Below are 18,518 nucleotides of genomic sequence, written 5' to 3' on the forward strand. Positions count from 1 at the left end.
TTTGGCATGGAATGATCGGCTCCGGTGAAGCGTGGCGGCGAATACTGCCAAAGCCCGTCGCCGACGTCCAACCGGCCCGCCGGGCAAGGCCGCTGCACGGGCCGGCGGAACTTGCCCGCCAACTCCCGTCCGATGTTCACTCCTTCGGGTGGCGGGCCAGGTGATGCAGGACCACTGCCCACCGGCACTGGGAGGGTCGGGAGCCGTACCGGGAGGACGTACCGGTTGACGGAACGTCACCCGGGCCCATGGGTACACGAGTCAGGAATGCGAGCACCGGTGCAGACAAAGCGGCCTCGGCGCACAGGCAAGCAGACGGCCTCCGACGGGAGCGCCGCGCGCACGCCGGGCGCCACGGGAGACAACCCCGCAGGCAAGGGCCGCCGCCCCGCCCGTGTGCGCAATCGGCTGATCGTCTCCGTGGCCGTGGTGGCAGCCGCCATCGCCGGCGCCGGAGCGCCCACGGTGCTGGCGGCCTCCAGCCAACTGAACGACTCCCAGAACCTGGTGACGCTCGCGGCACAGACGCAGGAGGCGCTGACCCTCGCGCACTCCCTGGCCGACGAGCGCGACGAGGTCACCTCCTACATCGCGGCGGGCCGGCCCAAGAGCAAGGCACCTTCCGAGCAGCGCAGCGCCCGAGTCGACCGGCAGGTGGACGAGTTGCGGGCGGACACCGACGCGCCCGCCTCGCTGCGGGGGGACCTGGACACCATCGCCACCGTTCGCAGAGCGGCCCTCACCGGCAAGAGCACCGCCCTCGAAGCGCACCAGGCGTACTCCGCCGCCATCACCGAACTGCACGCCCTCGCCGAGGACCTCGCCGAGCAGCTGCCGCCCCGCGCGGGCTCCGGCGCGCACGCGCTCGCCGAACTCGACTCCGCCGTCCAGCAGGCCGCCGCCGCCCGCGGACTGCTCCTCGCCGCCCTGAGCATCCCGCGCACCACGCAGACCACCATCGACCCGATCACCGGTCTGCCGGTCACCACGACCACCTCGTCGGACGCCGACACCAAGCAGCGCGACGCGCTCAGCGCCGCCGCCCAGCAGGCCCGCCTCCGCTCCGACGCCGCCCTCGCCGACTTCCACGAGACCGCGCCCACGGCCGCCCGCTCGTCGTACGACTCCACGGTCACCGGCCCCGACGTGACCTCCGCGCAGAAGTACCTCGCGGCCCTCACCGGCCAGCCGGAGCTCTCCGACGACGAACTCGGCTCCAGCGCGAAGAACGCGAAGAAGGTCGACGCGGCGCTCTCCGCCCGCATCGAGCTGATGCGCGGCGCCGAGGCCTCGCTCAACGACCACCGCACCAAGGACCTGGAGCTGCTGCGCGACGACGACGTCACCGCGCTGGAGATCCGCATCGCCCTCATCGGCGCCCTGCTGCTGCTCGCCGTCGGCGTCACCATGGCCATGGCCCGCACGCTCACCCGCCCGCTGTCCGTACTGCGCCGCGGCTCCGCCCGGCTGGCCGATGCCGAGGACCTCGCCGCCGAGGAACCGGTCAAGTTCACCGGGCGCAACGACGAGTTCGCCCAGGTCGTCCGTTCCGTCAACGCGCTGCACGCGCACGCCGCCGGTCTCTACGAGCGGCTCGCGACCCTGGAGTCCGACCGCAAGCACCTCATCGGCCAGCGTCAGCTGATGGCCGACGAGCGCGAGAAGCTGCGCGCCGAACTCGCCGACGCCTCCGCCCACTTGGCGCAGGTCCGCAGCAGCATCCACGGCACCTTCGTCAACCTGGCGCTGCGCACGCTCGGCCTTGTCGAGCGGCAACTCGCCGTCATCGAGGGCCTGGAGGAGCGCGAGCAGGACCCGGACCGCCTCGGCACGCTCTTCAAGCTCGACCACTTCGCCACGGTCATGCGACGCCACAGCGAGAACCTCCTCGTTCTCGCCGGCGCCGAGCACGGCCAGCAGCACGCGGGTCCCGTCCCGCTCGTCGACGTCGTACGGGCCGCGGTCAGCGAGATCGAGCGCTACGAGCGTGTGCGCATCGCCACGCTGCCGCCGCACGCGCATCTCGCCGGGTTCGCCGCCGACGACCTCAGCCACCTCCTCGCCGAACTCCTGGAGAACGCCACCTCGTTCTCGCCGCCCGACCTCTCCGTCGAGGTCTCCGGATGGCTCCTGGAGAACGGCGAGGTGATGCTCTCCGTGCAGGACGAGGGCATCGGCATGACCGCCGAGCGGATGACCCAGCTCAACGCCCGCCTCGCCGACTTCGATCCCGAGGACGCCTACGACCAGGAGAGCGGCGAGGGACTCGGGCTCGGCCTGTACGTGGTGGCCCGCCTCGCCCACCGGCACGGCGTCCGGGTGCAGTTGCGCGAGCAGAAGCAGGGCGGCATCGCGGCCGTCGTCGTCCTCCCCCAGGGGATGCTGCCCGACGCCCCCGCGATCGCCGCGCCCTCGGCCGCAACGGTCTCCGGCGGCTCACTCTCGCTGACGCTCCCCGGGGCGTCCGCGGAGGTCAACTCCAATGTCCTGTACGGCCGTTCGAAGCGGGACCCGCTGATCGCGGCGGCCGAGCAGGCCGTGGCCGTACGCGAGACGGAACCCGCCGGGTCCGACGACCACGGTGACCCGGAGCCGACACCCGAGACGACGATGGAGCTGCTGGCGCCGGAGCCCCCGGCGGAGGAGACCGCGCCCGAAGCCGAAGCCGCGCCCGAGGCCGTCGAACCCGCTCCCGAGGTGGAACTCCCGGCCCAGCGGACCACTGAGCCGTCCACCACCGGGCCGTCCACCACCGGGCGGCCCGCCGCCGACCCGTACGCCATAGGCCCCGACGACGCCCACGAACGCGCCCGCGAGGAGCAGCCGCAGTCGCCGGAGCCCGAGCCGCAGCGCGTCACCGACAAGGGCCTGCCCAAGCGCACCCCGAAGATCTCCGCACCCGCGCCGGTGGCCAGGCCGCGCACCGGGGGCGTGGACGCCGAGGCGCTGCGCCGCAGGCTCGGCGGCTTCCATCACGGGGCGAAGGAGGGCCGCCGCGATGTCGAGGCGGAGATCGCCGAACAGACGGCGGAGACAAGGACGCCCGCAGCACAGGACGTAGAACCATCGGGGGGCACTGTCGAGGAGGCAAGCAGTTGACCGCGCCCAGTACCTTCGGACTGAGCAGTGAAGCCCGCAATCTGCACTGGCTGTTGACGAACCTCGTCGAGGAGGTGCCGGGCCTGCTGTCGGTCGCGGTGGTCTCCTCCGACGGACTGCTGCTGCTCTCCTCGGACCCAGGGAGGAACGAGGAGGCGCGAGCGGGCCGGGACGAGAGGCCCAGGGGCCCGCGCGGCTCCTCCGCCGACCTCGCCACCATCGTCTCCGGCATCGGCAGCCTGACCATCGGCGCCTCCCGGCTGATGGATTCCGGCGGGGTCAAGCACACGATGGTCGCCATGGACGAGGGCAGTCTGTTCGTCATGTCGATCAGCGACGGTTCGCTGCTCGGTGTGCACGGCTCCGCGGACTGCGACATGAGCGTGGTGGCATACCACATGGCGCTCTTCGTCGGCCGCGCCGGACATGTCCTGACCCCCGAACTCCGCAGTGAGCTGCGCAAGTCACTGGAGTCCGAACCGGCGAGGAGCGGCCGATGAGCGCCCCCAAACTTCCGGTGCGCGGCGGCGACCGCAAACCCGCCCGCGTGCGCCCGTACTCGCTCACCGGCGGCCGCACCCGCTTCGGCCACGTCCTCCTCGTCGAGACGTTCGTGGCCGCGCTCGAAGCCCCCGAGGAGCGCAAGGAGTTGGCGAACGGCTCCCTCACCCGGGTGATGCCGGAGATGCGGGCCATCGTCGAACTCTGCCGCCGGATGCGCACGGTGGCCGAGATCGCCGCACTGCTGAGGATGCCGCTCGGCGTCGTCCGTGTGCTGCTCAGCGACCTGGCGGACCAGGGAAAGATCCGCGTGTACGGAACGGGTCACGGCCCGGGACAGCCGGACCGCGCACTGCTCGAAAGGGTGCTGAATGGACTCCGTCGTCTCTGACGCCGCGACAGGTGTCGCCGCCCTGGGCGTCACCCCCCTCCTCGACGAAGAGGAGACTCCCCGGGCCTGGCAGACCGACCGCACCCGCGCCCCGATCGCCACGAAGATCGTGGTGGCCGGCGGCTTCGGCGTCGGCAAGACCACGCTCGTCACCGCCGTCTCGGAGATCACGCCCCTCCAGACGGAGGCGCTGATGACCCGGGCCAGCGAGGACACCGACGACCTGACCGGGACGCCGGAGAAGCTGACCACCACCGTGGCCATGGACTTCGGGCGTATCACGCTCGACGACGACCTGGTGCTGTACCTCTTCGGCACGCCGGGTCAGCAGCGCTTCTGGTTCATGTGGGACGACCTGGTGCGCGGGGCGATCGGCGCGGTGGTCCTCGCCGACACGCGCCGCCTGTCGGACTGCTTCCCGGCGCTCGACTACTTCGAGAGCTGCGGACTGCCGTACGTCGTCGCGGTCAACCACTTCGACGGCAGCGAGCGCTTCGAGCCGGAGGACGTGCGCGAGGCCCTCACGGTGCCCGCACACATACCTGTCATGATCATGGACGCGCGACGCAGGATCTCGGCCGTCGAGACCCTGCTCGCGCTGGTGGCACACGCGCTCGACGTGAGCCCCGAATAGTCGTACGTCGTCTGGAGAGTTGGGACCCGCATGCGGAAGATACTCGTCGTCGGAGCCGGTCAGTCCGGACTCCAGCTCGCCCTCGGCCTCCAGTCGCACGGGTACGAGGTCACCCTGATGTCGAACCGGACGGCGGACGAGATCCGCTCCGGGCGCGTCATGTCGACGCAGTGCATGTTCGACACCGCCCTCCAGCACGAGCGCGATCTCCAGCTGAACTTCTGGGAGTCCCAGGCCCCGAAGATCGAAGGACTCGGCGTCTCGGTCGCGGCCCCCGGCTCCTTCGACCCGGGCCCCTCGCAGCGCGCGATCGACTGGGTGGGCAGGCTCGACGGGTACGCGCAGTCGGTCGACCAGCGCGTGAAGATGGCCGGCTGGATGGAGACCTTCGCGCAGCGCGGCGGCCAGCTGGTGATACACGGCGCGGCGGTCGGCGACCTCGACTACTTCTCCCGTACGTACGACCTGGTGCTGGTGTCCGCCGGCAAGGGCGAGCTGGTGTCCATGTTCGCCCGCGACCCGGAGCGGTCGCCGTACAGCGAGCCGCAGCGCGCCCTCGCGGTCTCCTACGTCCACGGCCTCGGTCCCCGCCCCGAGCACCCGGACCACGACGCGGTCCGCTGCAACCTGGTCCCGGGCGTCGGCGAGCTCTTCGTCATGCCGACCCTCACCACCTCCGGCCGCGCCGACATCCTGTTCTGGGAGGGCATACCCGGCGGCCCGCTCGATGTCTTCAACGGCGTCAAGGACCCGGCCGAACACCTCTCCCTGACCCTGGAACTCATGGAGAAGTTCACGCCCTGGGAGTACGCGCGGGCCACCAAGGTCGAACTGACCGACGCGAACGGCACGTTGGCCGGACGCTACGCCCCCACCGTCCGCAACCCGATCGGCCGCCTCCCCGGCGGCGGCCTGGTCCTGGGCGTCGCCGACGTGGTCGTGGCGAACGACCCGATCACCGGCCAGGGCTCCAACTCGGCCGCCAAGTGCGCGGCCGCGTACCTGGCTTCGATCCTCGACCAGGGCGACAAGCCCTTCGACGAGGAGTGGATGCAGTCCACCTTCGACCGCTACTGGGACACCGCCCAGCACGTCACCAAGTGGACCAACGCGATGCTGGGCGTCCCCCCGGAGCACGTCCTGAACCTGATCGGCGCGGCGGGCGGGCTCCCGCCGGTGGCCAACCGTTTCGCCAACGGCTTCGACGACCCGTCGGACTTCGAGAACTTCTTCTACGACCCGGAGAAGACGGGGGCATACCTGGCGTCGGTCGCGGGAGCCTGACGGACGCACACGAGATCGAGGCCCGGACACCGTGTCCGGGCCTCGTTTCTTTGGGCCGGCGCACTCGCCGGTGCGAGCGGTGTCCTGGATCTGCCGGCACCTCTGCCGTCCCGTGTGACGTGGATCACGGGAACCCGGAGTGCGTGGATCGGCAGTTAATGAAGGTGAGCACTGACATGCGTACCCGGATACGGGCCGGGGATCCGAGCGCTTTCGCCGAGCTGTACGACAGCTACGCCCGCGCTGTCTACAACCACGCCTTCCGCCTCACCGCGGACTGGTCCGCGGCAGAGGACGTGATGGCCGAGACCTTCATGGAAGCGTGGCGGCTGCGTGACCGGGTCGACGCCGAGGGGGGCACCCTGCGGCCGTGGCTGCTGGGCGTGGCGACCAACGTCTCCCGGGGGCACCATCGCAGCAACCGGCGCTACCGGGCCGCGGCGAACGCCGCCGCGGAGGCCGAGACGGCGCTGCCCGACCACGCCGACGAGGTGGCGGGCCGGCTCGACGACCGACGGCGCATCGCCGCCGCCCTGCGCGCGCTGGCCGCACTGCGCAGACCCGAGCGCGAGGTCCTGACGCTGTGCCTCTGGGAGGGGCTGGAGTACACGGCCGCGGCCGAGGTGCTCGGCATCGCCGTCGGAACGGTGCGCTCACGCCTCTCCCGCGCCCGCGCCAAGCTGCGCAAACTCACCGAGGCCGAACTCGGCGGCCAACCTGCCGCCGGGGCGGCGCCGGACCCGTACACGGACTACCGCGCCCAAAAACGCGCGGGAAAACCCGTACGAGGAAATCGGGAACTCGGCCGGCCGGATCGACAGACAAGAGGAGAACACATCCACTCGATCCGGCCCGTATCGGAAGGAAATCGATGAAAGCGACCCAGTCCCGGCAGAGTCCGGCCGAGTGGGAGGAGAGCGCGCCTCTCCTCCCGCAGACTGCGCGCGATCTCCCGGCGGGCCGTCACCAGTTCCACAAGGAGCGTTTGATGGCCCACATCCAGCAGGACACCCAGCGGGACGCGAGCACCACGACGGCCGCCCCCACCCTGCCGAAGCCCCGAAGGCCCCGCATGCTGCGCCCGGCGTTCGCGCTCCCCGCGATGGCGCTGGCCGTGGCGGGCGCGGTCGTCGCCGGGCTGGCGCTGAACGACGACAGCGCGCACGGCGGCGGTGTCGCCACCGGACCCGCACTGATCGTCCCCGTCGGCGCCACGACCACCAAGGGGCTGCCGCAGCTGCTCGACCAGGTCTCCTTGGCGGCGGCCGAGGAGACCCACCCCACGGTCAAGCCCGGGCAGTACGTCTACATCGAGTCCCAGACGTCGGACACCTTCGTGAAGACGGTCGACGACAAGAGCAGTCTCGGCAGCTATGCGCTGCACCGGCGCCAGATCTGGCAGTCCGCCGACGGCACCAAGGGCTGGCTGATCGACGCAGCCGTGAATGAGGGCCCCGAGGGCGAGACGCTGAGCCTGCCCGACGAGCAGGGCAACACGCCCGAGGCCGGCCTGAACGGCCCGTCGTACGACTTCCTGGCCCGGCTGACCACGGACCCCGACGAGCTGCTGAAGCTGATCTACAAGGAGACCGAGGGGCAGGGAAACAGCCCCGACCAGCAGGCGTTCACCACGATCGGTGACCTGCTCGTCGAGAGCTACCCGCCCGCGGAGCTCTACTCGGCCCTGTTCAAGGCCGCCGCGAAGATCCCGGGCGTGGTCGTGGTGAACGACACCAAGGACGCGCTCGGCCGCGCGGGCGTCGCGGTGGCGCGGATGGACGCGACCAGCGGCGCACGCGAGGAGTGGATCTTCGACAAGAAGACGCACGTCTTCCTCGGCGAGCGGACCGTGCAGGTCAAGTCGGTCTCCGAGGACGGGGTCGTCATGAAGCCCGGCACCGTCCGTTTCACCAGTGCCGTCACCAAGCGCGCGATCGTCGACGGCATGAAGCAGACGCCCGAGCAGAAGGGCTGAAGCCCGGGGTCGGCTTCGCCGAGCCGGAGAGGGCGGCGGCCTACCTCGGCTCGGTGACCGGCGCGTAACCCTCATCGGCCCCGTCCAAGGCGTGCTCGGGGAGCTTCGGTGGCGTGTACCGCCGCAGGGGCTCCCCGCCGGGGTCGGGCCGCACCGCGCCCAGTACCGGATTGGCCGCGATCGGTGACACCTTGACCTTCGCCCCGGGCCGTGGCGCCTGCACCACCATCCCGTCGCCCAGATAGAGGGCGACATGCGTGGCCTCGGGGAAGTAGATGACCAGATCACCGGGGCGCAGCTCACCCAGCCGAATCCGGGGCAGCTCGGCCCACTGCTCCTGACTGGTCCGCGGAATCGCCTGCCCGGCATGGTCCCAGGCCTGCGAGGTCAGCCCCGAGCAGTCGTACGACGCCGGCCCCTCGGCTCCCCACTCGTACGGCTTGCCGATCTGCTGTACGGCATAACGCAGCGCCGCGTCCCCCTCCCGCGAAGGCGCCCGCTCACTGCTCAGCGCACCGGACGCCATGAACTTCTTCTGCGCGGCGACCGTGCCCGCCCGCTCCAGCTCGGCCAGCTGCCGGAGCTGCTCGGCACTGAGCGAGGCGAGCAGCTCCTCGACATCCGCCAGCCGCTTCTGTACGCCGTCCCGCGCCTTCTTCTGCCGCTCGGCGAGGGTGAGTTGACCGTCGAGGGCCTTGCGTGCCGCCCGCGCCAGCGCATCGCTGCGCTTCTCATTCCCCTCCAACCGCTGCACACTCGCGGCCCGCTCCTGCGACAGCTGCCGGATCACATGCCCCTCGTCGAGCGCGTGCTGCGGATCGCGGGCGAGCAGGAGGCGTACGTACGAGGAGATCTCGCTGCTGTTCTGGTACTGCTGCCGGGCCAGCCGCCCGGCGACCCCCCGGCTGTCGTGCAGGGAGAGCCGCGCCTTGGCGAGGTCGCCGTCGATCCGCGCGACCTCGGCGCGCTGCGTCTTCAGCTTCTCCTCGGTCGCGTTGTACGTCTCACTGGCCTGCTCGGCCTCCCGGTACAGCCGCTGAAGATCCGTCAGGAGCGCGCCGACCGACCGCCCCTCGGGCTCCGGGGCGCCCACGGCGGGCACGGGCGCGAGGGCGACGCCGGCCGCCACCGCCGCCGTACACACCAGACGCAGAAGCCTTCCTGACACGCCATCACCTCCGGTGCGGGGCGGCCTCTCCACCCCGTACCGCGAGCATCAGACGTTCCCGCGCGCAGCGCGCGCGGGCGGTGGGCGGTTCGGCCCAAGGACGTCACTCGTCGGCGGCATCCGGAGTGGCGCCCGGCGCGCCGCCGTGCTCGGCGCCCTTCCTGGTGTCCGGCTTGGACCAGGGCCACTTCAGCCCGCCGTCACCCTTCCCCTCGGGGTCGTAGACGTACTTCCACCCCTGATGCAGCCCGAGCCGCCGGCTCTGCCTGGCCTGCACACGCCGGTAGACGAGCACGGTCGGGGGCCCGCCGTCCGCGGCCGGGACGGGAACCCGGTAGACCTTCGGGGGATGTCCGGTCGCGCCCAGCAGTACGGGCAGCACACGGCCGTCCAGGGGGCCGCCCACGAAGGGCGTGTCTTCTCGCTTCACCGCACCAGTGTCACAAACGCGACCGTCACAGCAGGTGGGCGGCGTCCCCGATGATCGGCAGCACCCGGCGGACCAGCGTGCCCGCGGCCCCGTCCGCGCTCTCCAGCGCGATCGCGGCCCGCACGACCTGCTCGGTCTGCGGGTCGCGGCCCGCCGTCGCCACGAGGACCGCCACGAACTGCTCCACGAGCGAGTCGCGCAGGTCGTCCAGCGGCGGCTGCTTGTCCTCGTCCAGCCAGATGAGCGAGGCGGCCTCCACGGCGGTGATCCACATCCGCACGGTCATGCGCAGCCGGGGCCCGGGATCCTGCACGACGAGGTGGTCGAGGATGTGTTCGGCGGCCGCCCGCCGCACGCCGTCCACGATCGCCGTCGTCCTCGACGTCTCCACGACGCTCCCGCCCTGCAGCAGGGCGCTGAACCCGGCGTCGTGCTGGTCCACGAAGGCGAGGTACCGGTCGAGCGCCCGGCCCAGCCGCTGGGTGAGCGGTCCCTCCGGGGGCTCCGCGAAGCAGTGCTCCAGCTCCTCCGCCGCCGACCGCAGGGCGGCCTCGTACAGCTGCTGCTTGCCGCCCGGGAAGTACCGGTACACCAGCGGTCGCGAGACCCCGGCCGCCTCCGCCACGTCGTCCAGCGAGATCTCCTCCGGCGCACGGTGCGCGAAGAGCGACAGCGCCGCTTCGAGCAGCTGGCTGCGCCGCTCCTCGACACTCAGCCGACGGTACGCGCGGGTGGGAGCCTCGGAGGTCATGTCCCGCAGCGTAACCGTGTTCCCGGGGGTTGGCCCCGGCCGCGCCTGCCGGTTACCCGGGGTGGGTGGGCAGCCCCCGGTCACCCTGTGTTTCCACGGCGCCCTGGGCGGGTGGGCAAACCCCGGTTACCCCTTGCTTGTACAGCACCCGGGGTTGGTGCGGGGCGGAGGTGGGTCGCGCAGCCCGGCGCTTACGGGGCGCCGCCTGCGCCCACCCGTGCCGCCCCAGCGGCACGATTGCCCGCAGCTGGGCGAGGACGGCCCGCAGTCGCGTACGCACGGAAGGGGCCGTGCCGGTACGTTCCTGCCCGTCGCGTAGCAGATCGCCCGCCAAGTCCCGCCGTATTCAGCCCCCGGGCAGTACGCCCACGCGGCGACGGGCAGAACGTACCGGCACGGCCCCGACCCACCCACCGGACCCCCTGCGAACGGCGCCCCCGCCAACGAAAAGCGCCCCCACCACAGGTAGCCTCACCCCATGAGCAGGCCCCCCAGCTTCACCCCGCCCCCCGGCGTCCGTGCCTACCGGCTGGCGACCGCTCGCGGTGAGTTCGCCGTGTTCGACGCTGCTGCGGCGGCAGCGCCGCGGGGAACCGCGATGCTGCTGCCCGGGTTCACCGGGAGCAAGGAGGACTTCGTCGCGTTGCACGGGCCGTTGGCGGAGGCCGGGTACAGGACCGTCGCCGTGGACGGGCGCGGGCAGTACGAGTCGGAGGGGCCCGAGCACGACGAAACGGCTTACGCGCAGGACGAGTTGGCCCGGGACGTGCTCGCGCAGGCGCGGGCCCTCGACACGCCCGTACACCTCGTCGGGCACTCGCTCGGCGGCCAGATCGCCCGCGCCGCGGTGCTGCTCGACCCGTCCCCCTTCGTCTCGCTGACCCTCATGTCGTCGGGCCCCGCCCAGATCTCCCCCTCCCAGCAGCAGCGCGTGAAACTGCTCAGGGACGCCCTCGGCGTGATGGACATGGCGCGCGTGTGGGACGCCATCCAGGCGATGGATCCGCCGGAGGAGACGGACGCCGGCGACCTCGACGACGGTCTTGACGACCGGGACGACCTCCGCCGCCGCTGGCTCGCCAACAGCCCCGCCCAGCTCATCGCGACCGGCCGGCAGCTCTGCACGGAACCGGACCGCGTGGCCGAACTGGCCGCCGTACGCCTGCCCAAGCATGTCCTGTCGGGCGAACGCGACGACACCTGGCCGATCCCCCTGCTCGACGAGATGGCCGGACGCCTCGACGCCCACCGCACCGTCGTACGGGACGCCGAGCACTCCCCCAACACGGACCAGCCTCTCGAAACGGCCCGCGCCCTCGCGGAGTTCTGGGACCACACCAACACCGGGTGACAACGGCAGCGCCTGGTACTGGGCCTAGTACTGCGCCTAGTACTGCGCCTAGTACTGCGCCTGCAAGTGCTCCCAGAACCCGTCCCGCAGCGCCCGCCGCAGATCCGCCTGCCCGCGCAGCGAGTACTGCAGCAGCCCCTCCGCCTCCACCAGCAGGTCCTGATCGACCGAGCCGGGCAGATACGGATGCCCGGGCAGCAGTTCCACCACCGCCCCCCGCCCCCGCTCGGCCAGCCACTTCGCGGCGATCTGCGCGCCGACGAACCGTACGTCCTCGCGGGCGGGCCGGGTCGCGGACGAGGCGTCGTACGTGGCGGCGGTGCGCCGTGACACGTATGGCTTGAAGAATTCGAGGTCGAGCGTGCGCTGGCTGTCGACCTCCCACAGCAGCGGCTCGGCCTGGTTGCGGTTCTCGGGTGCCTCGATGCCCCAGAGGTGGACGCGCGCGCCGTAGCCCTGCGCCGCCTCGACCGCCGACACGAGGTCCTCGTCGCCGCCGAGAAGCGCCGCGTCACTGATGGCGCGGTGCCGGGCGAGGGACTCCAGGTCGGACCTGATGAGGGAGTCGACGCCCTTCTGCTGGTTGTTGGCGTTGAGGTTGCCGAGGCGGACCTTCACATCGGGAAGTTCGGCGATCGACTGCTGTTCGGCGGTGTGGATGCGGCGCCGTGCCCCGTCGTACCAGTACACGCGGAGCAGTCGGCTGTCGGCGAAGATCGAGCGCGCCTTGTCGATGAGTGCCTCGATCAGGCCCTCGGCGTCGAGGTCGAAGGCCCGACGGTCCTCGGTCCCGGTGACGAGCCGCCCCGCGGCGGCGTAGAGATACCCGGCGTCGACGAAGATCGCATGGGTGGAGGGCGTCTTCGCCACCTCGGCGAGCATGCGGTGCAGCAGCTCGTTCGTGCGGTCGATACGGGCGCCGAGCATCGCGAGGTCGTCGGGTCCCATGAGGTCGTCGTTCATTGCACACCATTGTCCCGGCCGTCACGCTACGAACACAACCGGTCCCGGTCGGTTCCGGTCGCCCTCGGCCGGCCCCCACGACCCAGGATCCCGCTCACCCACGAGGCTTACTCGTGAGTAATTAGGTTCTCGAAAATTTTCCTTAGCGTAGGGAATGTTTGTAACACGCACCCCGTTGACTACCTATGGAACGTGAAGCACAGAGGCTCCACGGATCACCACATCAGTAGTTCTCCTCAGGAGGATGACCAGACGAAGGGAGAAGCCCATGCGCTTCGAAATCATGCGACTCGACGATGTCGACGGCACGCCCGTGGACAGTACCGTTGTGGACGCCGCCTCCGTCAACCGGATCGTTCAGCAGGCCGCCGCCATCGGGCAGCGCCTCTGGATCCGCCCGGCCGACTCGTCCGCCTCATGACGTCATGACGCTCTGACGTCATCACGCGCGGACGCTTTTACACACTTCAGAGCCCCGTACGGCATCGATGCCGTACGGGGCTCTGCGTGTAGTCATCGCCGTACAGGCGGGGTCAGCTCGACTGGATCACCTGCGTGACCCCGTTGATGATCTGCTGCACGGCGATCGCGGACAGCATCATGCCCGCGAGCCTCGTCACGAGCACCACACCGCCGTCCTTGATGACGCGGATGATCAGCAGCGAGTAGCGCATCACCACCCACAGCACGACATGGATCGCGAGGATCGCGACCCACACGGACACCTGGGTGGCGACGCTGTCCGCCTTCTGCACGGCCAGGATCACGGAGACGATCGCGCCGGGCCCGGCGAGCAGCGGCATGCCGAGCGGCACGAGGGCGACGTTGACGTCCTTGGTCTGCTTGGGCTCGTCCGTCTTGCCGGTCAACAGGTCGAGGGCGATCAGCAGGAGCAGCAGTCCTCCGGCGATCATCAGCGCGGGTACGGAGACGTGCAGGTAGTCGAGGATCTGGTGCCCGAGCACACCGAACACGGCGATGACGCCGCCGGCCACGCAGACGGCCTGGAACGCCATCCGCTTCTGCACCTTGGCCGGGCGGCCCGCGGTGAGCGCGAGGAAGATCGGGGTGATCCCGGGGGGATCCATGATCACGAAGAGGGTCAGGAAGAGCGAGCCGAAGACGGCGACGTCGAACATGGGGAGGCCTTGCGAGGGATTTCGAGCACGGTACGGCACAGGGCGCCGGCCGCGTGGACAAGCGTTCCGCGGCGGGCACGGAACGGGGTACGCACGGCGGCGAGCGCCGGGCGTCAGGAACGAACGCAGAATCAACAACAGAGAAGCAACAACAGAGGGGCAACCCGGCGGCGGAGCGTCAACTGGCCATCCGCACCCGGGAGTTGTCCGGTCGGGAGCTACTCGGCGGAGCGGCTTCCACCCGTGCCCGGCACGGGGAACGCCCCGGTGGCCCGCCGGGTGATCTCGCCGTAGACCTCGGGATCGGTGGTGAACTCGCCGAGCACACAGGTCTTGCGACTGCCGTGGTAGTCGCTGGACCCGGTGGCGAGCAGACCGAGGTCGGCCGCGAGTCCGCGCAGCCGCGCGCGGGTGGCCGGCTCGTGGTCCATGTGGTCGACCTCTATGCCGTCGAGTCCGGCGGCGGCGAGTTCCGCGATCGCGGACTCGGGCACGGTCAGGCCCCGCTTGGAGGCGGCCGGGTGGGCGAAGACGATGACACCGCCCGCGCCCTTGACCAGGCGGATCGCCTCGAAGGGGTCGGTCTCGTGCTTCGGTACGTAGGCCCGGCCGCCGTCGGCGAGCCAGTTCTCGGTGAAGGCGTCGTCCACGGTCGCCACGACGCCGAGCTCGACGAGGGCGGTCGCCACGTGCGGGCGGCCGACCGAGCCGTCACCCGCGATCCGGGCGACCTGCTCCCAGGTGATGGGCACGCCCAGCTCCCGAAGCCTGGCGACCATTCCCTGCGCGCGCGGCACCCGGTCGTCCCGGACCAGCTCGCGCTCGGCGAGCAGGTCGGGCTCCTCGGGGTCGAAGAGGTAGGCCAGCATGTGCATGCTGACGCCGTCGAGGCGGCAGGAGAGTTCGGCGCCGGTGACGAGGGTCAGCCCCTCGGGCAGCGCGGCGATCGCCTGCGCGTATCCGCGGCTCGTGTCGTGGTCGGTCAGCGCGACGACGTCGAGACCGGCAGCGCCCGCGTTGCGGACCAGCTCGGCCGGGGTGTCCGTGCCGTCGGAGGCCGTGGAGTGGCAGTGCAGATCGATGCGCACGACGCGGACTCCCGGCGGTGACGGAACGGATGGGGACGCTCAAGGATAACGGGAACCCGGAGCTCCTCTGTCACACCCGCAGCGCCGTTACGCCCCCTACGCCCGCCGCGTCGTCCGTCACGGCTCAAGGATCCGCGGCGACAACGCCCCGCAAGGCAGCAGGTCCACCTCGGCGCCCGCGTCCCGCAGATCCGTCAGCACCAGCTCGTCGTACATCAGGAGCCCCGACTGCTCCGGCCACACGACGGCCCACAGCCACAGCCCGAGCGCCTCGCCGGCGAAGACGGCACGGTCGTCGGGTGTGCCGGCGACATGCCACAGCGGGGTCGGGCGCCCGGCGGCGAGAACCTTGGCCTGGGGCGGTTTCTCGACGCTCATGTACGGGCCGGGGTCGGGTCCGTCGATGCCGGCGTACCGCGCGCCGAGGCCGACGCCGAGCTCCTCGGCGACGAGCACCAGCTCTCCTATGCCGCCGAGCGGTCCGGGCCCCGAGCAGGCCACGGCCGTGGCGCGTCCACCGCTGCGGTCGTCACCGGCGAAGGCGGCCCCGGTGAACAGCCAGCCGACCGGCAGCGGCCACGGCATCCAGACCGGAACCCGCGCACGATGGACCACGACACCGAGGGCCTCGACGCTGGGCGGGATCACGGGCTGCAGCGGATGCACGGTCCCGTGCACATCACACTGCCAGGAGTCGGCAAAGAGTCCGGGAGCCCTGACCCGGCCACCACACTTCGGGCAACTGGGTTCGCCCCTCATAGGGCCCCACGGTCCTCCCCGTCCTTCGCCGCGTCAAGGACGATCACCCGCCCGGCGTGTGCCTGTCACCCCAAAGAATCCAGATGCGACTTACATTAATTAGGTGACCTAATTTAGTCTGCGCATGCGGCTCTGCCGTCCTCTCGGACTGACCCGCGGTCAGAGTCAGTCCAGCGCCACGGACTTGCGCAGCGGATCGCGCAGGTCCGTTCCGCTGTTCAGCCAGCGCTCCTGGAGAGCCGCCGCGCCGTGCACCCGCTTCCAGGCTGCCTCGTTGGGTGTCATCGGGAGCAGCGGCAGGAACCGTACGGGATCGGCGGGCGCGTCCAGCTCCAGGTCCTCCACCAGGCCGCCGGACTCGGCGACGAGCACGGAGGTGAAGGGGGCGCCCGGCCACAGCGGGTCGCCGACGTCGAGCGATGCGCCGGGGCTCACGATCAGCCCCTCGACCTGCGGGGAGGCGGCGAGCACGGCGAGCGGGCGGAGCACCTTGTCGGTGTCGGCGTTCCCGGCACGCACCGACAGGACCAGCTCGGCGCGCGGACCCTTCACCGGGTCGGCGACCACGACCGTGGGGTCCGCCATCGGCCGGGCGGACATGCCGAGCGTGGCGTACCGCACGACGTCCCCCTCTGTGAAGCGCAGCACTTCGACGCGGTCGGTGCCGAGGAAGGTGACGGCGGCCCGGGCGTCGGGTTCGCCCAGCGCAGAGTGCAACCGGGCCTCGACCAGAGGAAGAACATCAACCATGCGGTGAGCATAGAACTCGTCAGCAACGGGCAAAGCGGCGACTTGACGCTTCGGTGCGCTGATAGTCTTGGCCGCTGGTCGGGGCAGCACGCAGAAGCGTCGCTCTCAAGCTCCGACGCCTTGATACTTCCCCTAAGGGGGCTCCCCGTCACGGGGAGAGTGGATCGTCCCTCACGGGGGACCGACCGGAGGAGGTGGGGCTGCAATGGATCGAAGTCGACCGTGCAGTACTACCCGCTCTTCCGGCCGCTGAGTTCCGTAGCTCTGCCAGCTGCTTCCTCTCATCATCGCGTGCACGCGTGTCAGCGTTGTCCCGGTGCACCACGGAAGAGCGCTTCGTTTCCGCCTGATGTGTCTGATCTGCCTGATCCGAATCAGTAGCGAATCAGTAGCGAACTGATCTGAATCAGTAAGCGAAGCTGCCACCGCGACGGTGCGGTGCTCCCCGCTTTGTGGACGTGCCAAACATCCGTAGTCAGGACGTCCCCATTCCGGGCAGTTCCAACCGTCGCAGGCGGCCTTCCGTTGCGAAGGAGCCTGCCATGTCGATGATCCGTGACCTGCGTGCCGCGGTCCGGCCCTCCCGTCCCACGCTGCGCAAGGAGAGCGGCGGCTACGACACCACCCGTGACCCCGCGACGCCCTCCGCGGTCGTCGATTGCGCCGTCTACCGCGACGGTGCCCGCGTCGACACTCCCAGCGCCCTGACCCCGCACGAGGCGATGCGCCAGGTGCGCCGCGACGGGGGCTTCGTCTGGATCGGTCTGCACGAGCCCACCGAGGCCGAATTCGCCGGTATCGCGCGCGAGTTCGGGCTGCACCCGCTGGCTGTGGAGGACGCCGTACAGGCCCACCAGCGGCCCAAGCTGGAGCGGTACGACGACTCGCTGTTCACCGTCTTCAAGACCATCCACTACGTCGAGCACGACGAACTCACCGCCACCAGCGAGGTGGTGGAGACCGGCGAGGTCATGTGCTTCACCGGCCGGGACTTCTTCATCACCGTCCGGCACGGCGGGCAGGGCTCGTTGCGGGCGCTGCGCCACCGGCTGCAGGACGACCCGGAGTTGCTCGCCAAGGGCCCCTCGGCGGTGCTGCACGCCATCGCCGACCACGTCGTCGACGGGTACATCGCGGTCGCGGACGCCGTGCAGGACGACATCGACGAGGTGGAGACGGAGGTGTTCTCGCCCGGACGCAAGGGCACGCCGCGCGGCACGGACGCCGGCCGGATCTACCAACTCAAGCGCGAGGTACTGGAGTTCAAGCGCGCCGTCGCCCCGCTGCTGCGCCCCATGCTGCTGCTGAGCGAGCGGCCGATGCGGTTGATCGACCCGGACATCCAGAAGTACTTCCGCGATGTCGCCGACCACGTCGCCCGCGTCCAGGAGCAGGTCCTCGGCTTCGACGAGCTGCTCAACTCGATCCTCCAGGCCAACCTGGCGCAGGCCTCGGTCGCGCAGAACGAGGACATGCGCAAGATCACGTCATGGGCCGCGATCGTCGCCGTACCGACCATGGTCTGCGGCGTCTACGGCATGAACTTCCAGTACATGCCGGAGCTGCACTGGAAGTTCGGCTACCCGCTCGTCCTCGGCGTCACCGTCGGCATCTGTCTCACGATCCACCGCACGCTGAAGCGCAACGGCTGGCTGTGATCGGGCTCGCTAGTCTTGCCCCATGACAAGTGAGCTGCTCGACCAGGCCCTCGTCGAGGAGGCCACCAAGAAGTCCGGGCTGATCTGGGTGACCGGCAACGGCGTGCCCACGCTCCGGGCGGAAGGCGCGGCCCGGCCCGGGCGGCCGCTGTGGCACGTCTGGCACGACGGCGCCGCCTGCGTGGTCGGGGACGGGCCGGGCGAGCAGCCGCTGCCGGGGCTCGACGACGGGGGCGACGCGGTCGTCACCGTACGCAGCAAGGACAAGGGCGGCCGACTGGTCGCCTGGCCCGCGAAGGTCGTGGAGCTCGCTCCGGACTCCGCGCAGTGGCAGGCGGCGGTCGCCGAGCTCAAGGGCAAGCGGCTGAACGCGCCGGACGGCGAGGCGATGCCCGGGCGCTGGGCCCGCGAATGCCGGGTGCTGCGCCTGGAGCCGTCGGGCACGCCGGCCGAGCTGCCGGACGGCTCGCTCGCCGCGCCTCCGCTGCCGAGCCCGGCGACGACCCGGCAGCCGATGCCTGCGGCCCTGCCCCGTCTGCTCTTCAGGAAGAAGAAGCGCAAGGAGGCCTGAGAAGGG

The 18,518-nt window shown here is 70.8% G+C and carries 19 protein-coding genes; 11 read left to right on the forward strand and 8 right to left on the reverse strand.

Annotated features, from left to right (window positions below):
• Nucleotides 1–279 precede the first annotated feature (279 nt).
• From AB5J56_RS16160 to AB5J56_RS16190, 7 genes are all read left to right on the forward strand, one after another.
• Nucleotides 280–3,099 (forward strand): nitrate- and nitrite sensing domain-containing protein, encoded by a 2,820-nt coding sequence (locus AB5J56_RS16160; protein WP_369233427.1) that lies wholly within the window; start codon nt 280–282, stop codon nt 3,097–3,099.
• Nucleotides 3,096–3,599 (forward strand): roadblock/LC7 domain-containing protein, encoded by a 504-nt coding sequence (locus tag AB5J56_RS16165; RefSeq protein ID WP_369233428.1) that lies wholly within the window; start codon nt 3,096–3,098, stop codon nt 3,597–3,599. The genes AB5J56_RS16160 and AB5J56_RS16165 overlap by 4 nt, the downstream gene beginning before the upstream one ends.
• Complete coding sequence (locus AB5J56_RS16170; protein ID WP_369233429.1) at nt 3,596–3,991, forward strand: DUF742 domain-containing protein; 396 nt, start codon at nt 3,596–3,598, stop codon at nt 3,989–3,991. The genes AB5J56_RS16165 and AB5J56_RS16170 overlap by 4 nt, the downstream gene beginning before the upstream one ends.
• Nucleotides 3,972–4,625 carry an ATP/GTP-binding protein gene (locus AB5J56_RS16175; protein ID WP_369233430.1) on the forward strand — a complete coding sequence of 218 codons (654 nt, stop codon included), beginning with the start codon at nt 3,972–3,974 and terminating at the stop codon, nt 4,623–4,625. The genes AB5J56_RS16170 and AB5J56_RS16175 overlap by 20 nt, the downstream gene beginning before the upstream one ends.
• Before the next feature lie 30 nt (nt 4,626–4,655).
• Nucleotides 4,656–5,909: a styrene monooxygenase/indole monooxygenase family protein gene (locus tag AB5J56_RS16180; protein WP_369233431.1), complete on the forward strand. Its 1,254-nt coding sequence runs from the start codon at nt 4,656–4,658 to the stop codon at nt 5,907–5,909.
• Between the two features lie 176 nt (nt 5,910–6,085).
• The gene (locus AB5J56_RS16185; protein WP_369233432.1) at nt 6,086–6,784 is read left to right on the forward strand and encodes an RNA polymerase sigma factor; all 699 of its coding nucleotides are present in this window, start codon (nt 6,086–6,088) and stop codon (nt 6,782–6,784) included.
• Nucleotides 6,781–7,884 (forward strand): CU044_5270 family protein, encoded by a 1,104-nt coding sequence (locus tag AB5J56_RS16190; protein ID WP_369233433.1) that lies wholly within the window; start codon nt 6,781–6,783, stop codon nt 7,882–7,884. The genes AB5J56_RS16185 and AB5J56_RS16190 overlap by 4 nt, the downstream gene beginning before the upstream one ends.
• A 40-nt stretch (nt 7,885–7,924) precedes the next feature.
• On the opposite strand, the gene AB5J56_RS16195 is transcribed toward AB5J56_RS16190, so the two are convergent.
• From AB5J56_RS16195 to AB5J56_RS16205, 3 genes are all read right to left on the reverse strand, one after another.
• Nucleotides 7,925–9,052: an NlpC/P60 family protein gene (locus tag AB5J56_RS16195; protein ID WP_369233434.1), complete on the reverse strand. Its 1,128-nt coding sequence runs from the start codon at nt 9,050–9,052 to the stop codon at nt 7,925–7,927.
• A gap of 103 nt (nt 9,053–9,155) precedes the next feature.
• Nucleotides 9,156–9,482, reverse strand: a complete 327-nt coding sequence (locus AB5J56_RS16200; protein WP_369233435.1) for a hypothetical protein — start codon at nt 9,480–9,482, stop codon at nt 9,156–9,158.
• 25 nt (nt 9,483–9,507) lie between these two features.
• Nucleotides 9,508–10,233, reverse strand: coding sequence for a TetR/AcrR family transcriptional regulator (locus tag AB5J56_RS16205; RefSeq protein WP_369233436.1), 726 nt, complete (start codon nt 10,231–10,233; stop codon nt 9,508–9,510).
• Nucleotides 10,234–10,711: 478 nt separating this feature from the next.
• On the opposite strand from AB5J56_RS16205, the gene AB5J56_RS16210 reads away from it, so the two are divergent.
• Nucleotides 10,712–11,584, forward strand: coding sequence for an alpha/beta fold hydrolase (locus tag AB5J56_RS16210; RefSeq protein ID WP_369233437.1), 873 nt, complete (start codon nt 10,712–10,714; stop codon nt 11,582–11,584).
• A 48-nt stretch (nt 11,585–11,632) separates the two neighbouring features.
• Here the strand turns inward: AB5J56_RS16210 and AB5J56_RS16215 are convergent, their stop codons facing one another.
• Nucleotides 11,633–12,547, reverse strand: coding sequence for an NYN domain-containing protein (locus AB5J56_RS16215; protein ID WP_369233438.1), 915 nt, complete (start codon nt 12,545–12,547; stop codon nt 11,633–11,635).
• 268 nt (nt 12,548–12,815) lie between these two features.
• Here AB5J56_RS16215 and AB5J56_RS16220 point away from each other — a divergent pair, with 268 nt between their 5' ends.
• Complete coding sequence (locus AB5J56_RS16220; RefSeq protein WP_105968294.1) at nt 12,816–12,968, forward strand: hypothetical protein; 153 nt, start codon at nt 12,816–12,818, stop codon at nt 12,966–12,968.
• A 112-nt stretch (nt 12,969–13,080) separates the two neighbouring features.
• Here AB5J56_RS16220 and AB5J56_RS16225 read toward each other — a convergent pair whose 3' ends face one another.
• From AB5J56_RS16225 to AB5J56_RS16240, 4 genes are all read right to left on the reverse strand, one after another.
• Complete coding sequence (locus tag AB5J56_RS16225; protein ID WP_369233439.1) at nt 13,081–13,686, reverse strand: MarC family protein; 606 nt, start codon at nt 13,684–13,686, stop codon at nt 13,081–13,083.
• Nucleotides 13,687–13,904: 218 nt separating this feature from the next.
• On the reverse strand, nt 13,905–14,774 hold the full coding sequence (locus AB5J56_RS16230; protein ID WP_369233440.1) for a PHP domain-containing protein: 870 nt from the start codon (nt 14,772–14,774) through the stop codon (nt 13,905–13,907).
• Between the two features lie 117 nt (nt 14,775–14,891).
• Nucleotides 14,892–15,533 (reverse strand): DUF6758 family protein, encoded by a 642-nt coding sequence (locus tag AB5J56_RS16235; RefSeq protein ID WP_369233441.1) that lies wholly within the window; start codon nt 15,531–15,533, stop codon nt 14,892–14,894.
• Nucleotides 15,534–15,698: 165 nt separating this feature from the next.
• Complete coding sequence (locus tag AB5J56_RS16240; RefSeq protein WP_369233442.1) at nt 15,699–16,283, reverse strand: suppressor of fused domain protein; 585 nt, start codon at nt 16,281–16,283, stop codon at nt 15,699–15,701.
• Between the two features lie 542 nt (nt 16,284–16,825).
• On the opposite strand from AB5J56_RS16240, the gene AB5J56_RS16245 reads away from it, so the two are divergent.
• Nucleotides 16,826–17,941: a magnesium and cobalt transport protein CorA gene (locus tag AB5J56_RS16245; RefSeq protein WP_369233443.1), complete on the forward strand. Its 1,116-nt coding sequence runs from the start codon at nt 16,826–16,828 to the stop codon at nt 17,939–17,941.
• A gap of 22 nt (nt 17,942–17,963) precedes the next feature.
• Nucleotides 17,964–18,512, forward strand: a complete 549-nt coding sequence (locus tag AB5J56_RS16250; RefSeq protein WP_369233444.1) for a hypothetical protein — start codon at nt 17,964–17,966, stop codon at nt 18,510–18,512.
• The last annotated feature ends 6 nt before the right edge of the window (nt 18,513–18,518 follow it).

Source organism: Streptomyces sp. R21 (assembly GCF_041051975.1).
Taxonomy (GTDB): domain Bacteria; phylum Actinomycetota; class Actinomycetes; order Streptomycetales; family Streptomycetaceae; genus Streptomyces.